This window comes from Candidatus Methylomirabilota bacterium, from assembly GCA_036005065.1.
Classification (GTDB): domain Bacteria; phylum Methylomirabilota; class Methylomirabilia; order Rokubacteriales; family DASRDR01; genus DASYQW01.
In genome coordinates this window covers 1-2,185 of record DASYQW010000411.1, presented here as the reverse complement: position 1 = coordinate 2,185, position 2,185 = coordinate 1, and the positions used below count along the sequence as shown (strand labels likewise).

At 70.3% G+C, this 2,185-nt stretch carries 2 protein-coding genes; both read left to right on the top strand.

Features of this window, described 5'->3' with window-relative positions; all coding sequences use genetic code 11:
* Window positions 1-89: 89 nt before the first annotated feature.
* A complete protein-coding gene (locus tag VGW35_27045; GenBank protein ID HEV8311332.1) occupies window positions 90-587 on the top strand; it encodes a CHRD domain-containing protein in 498 nt (165 codons plus the stop codon).
* Between the two features lie 383 nt (window positions 588-970).
* A partial coding sequence (locus VGW35_27040) for a SagB family peptide dehydrogenase (GenBank protein HEV8311331.1) occupies window positions 971-2,185 on the top strand: 1,215 nt, incomplete at its 3' end.

The following is a 2,185-nucleotide window of genomic DNA, read 5'->3' as shown; positions in this document are numbered from 1 at the left end:
CCGCGACCGCGACGGAGGCAGAACCACGACCGCCGGGGGCGCGTATCCACCCGAGAGGGCTCGATCGGCCCGAGAAGGAGGAGGACGGCATGAGAAAGCTGGCCATCATCCTGGCGTCCGCGCTGGTCCTGATCGCCGTGGGCGCACCGGTCGTCGTGCGGGGCGACGACGACCCCGACTTCAGCGCGACGCTCCAGGGCTACCGCGAGACGCCGGCCATCTCGACCACGGGCCGGGGGACCTTCGAGGCCAGGCTGGTTGGCTCGACCCTGCAATACCGGCTGCGCTACTCCGACCTGACCGGGACGACGATGATGGCGCACATCCACTTCGGCCAGAAGGATGTCGCGGGCGGGGTCTCGGTCTGGATCTGCGGCGGTGGCGGTCGGCCGAATTGCCCGCAGTCGGGCACGGTCACCGGCGCAGTCACGGCCGCGGACGTCGTCGGGCCGGCGAACCAGGGCATCGCGGCCGGTGAGCTCGGCGAGCTATTGCGGGCGATGCGCGCCGGCGTGACGTACGTCAACGTCCACAGCGATCTTTACCCCTCAGGGGAGATCCGCGGCCAGATCCGCCGCGAGGGCTGACCTGCGTCGGCGTGAGTCAGGGGGCCGGGCCCGCAAAGCCTGGCCGCTCGCTCCTGGCGGTGCGCTGCCCGACCGGCTCCCCGACGCAGCCGCTCGCGCTCCTGGGGGGTGCGGTGCTTCCCGCTCCCCGGCCCCAGCCGCTCCCAGGCTTGCCCATGCACCCATAGCACGTAACCGACCGATCGAAGGGTCGTGTTGCTGATTTCGTGCAGCGTCTGCACGGATCGGGTTCACCTGTGCAACGACCGCATGGAATTGACGATTCTCAAGGCGGAGATGGGCGTTACATGCATCAGCTGCACGGGTCGGCGAGCGATAGCGGCCCACCTGGCCGCTCGTCGCCCCGTCACGGTCGGGGCTAGACTGGTCGTGGCGGAGTCGAGATGAGCCGACTGCGGCACGACCTCAACCATCTCACGAGCACGGGGCTCCTCGTCGCGGCGCTGGCGACCGGGCTGACGGGCCTCGTGGCAGACCTGTGGGACCTGAACGACTTCTGGTACCACACGCTCGCCGGGTACGTGATGGGCGCGTTCGCGATCGCCCACGTCGTGCTGAACTGGCGGACCCTCGTCAACTATGCGAAGTTCCGACTCGTTCGGCGATCGGCGCGGCCGGCCGCGGCGGCCTCCTCCCCCCGACCTCCTGCGACTGCGCTGGCGCCTGGGGCGCCGTTTCGGGCTGCCGGACCGACCACTCTGGGTACCGCCGGCGTTCACCCGAGCACGGAGGACCAGGTCGCCCCCTGGCGCTGGCTGGGGCGGGCGGCGCTTTCCCGGCGCGGAGTCCTGGGCCTCGCGGCTGGCGGGGCCGCGGGCTGGCTGGTCGGTCGGGGCCTCCGGCAACCGCCCCCGATCCCGGGCGGGTCGGACCTTGGCGTCCTCTACCACCAGTGGAGCAAGCCTGGCGTGATCGACGTCCTGGGCAGCGTCGCCGACTGGGGACAGCAGCCGCCGCTGTACAAGGAATACCCCGACGCGGCGACGATCGCGCTTCCCGAGCCCGCCTTCGAGGGCGGCCTCTCGACCGAGGAGGCGATCCTCGCCCGGCGCTCGACACGCGACTACTCGGGCGCCCCGATCCAGCTCGACGACCTCTCGCGTCTCCTCTACCTCACGAGCGGCCTGACCGGCGAGCGATGGGGCCGACGCTACCGGACGGCGCCGTCTTCAGGGGCTCTCTATCCGATCGAGATCTATCCCGTCGTGCACAACGTGGAGGGCCTGGCCAGCGGCATCTACCACTATGGCTACCGGGGGCACCGACTCGAGCTGCTTCGGGCCGGCGACTTCCGCTCGCAGGTGGTCCATCAGGGGCTGATGCAGGAATACCTGGGCCAATGCAGCGCGGTGCTCTTCCTGACGATGATCCAGCAGCGGATGCGCTACAAGTACAAGGACCGGACCTACCGGTACGGCCTGCTGGAGGCGGGCCACCTGGGCCAGAACCTCTACCTCGCAGCGACCTCGACGGGCCTTGGGGCGTGCGCGATCGGGGCCTTCATGGACGACGACATCAACGCGATGCTCGGCCTCGACGGGATCGAGGAGGCCGCCGTCTACATGCTTGCCGTCGGGGACGCCAAGGGGTCCGGGCCC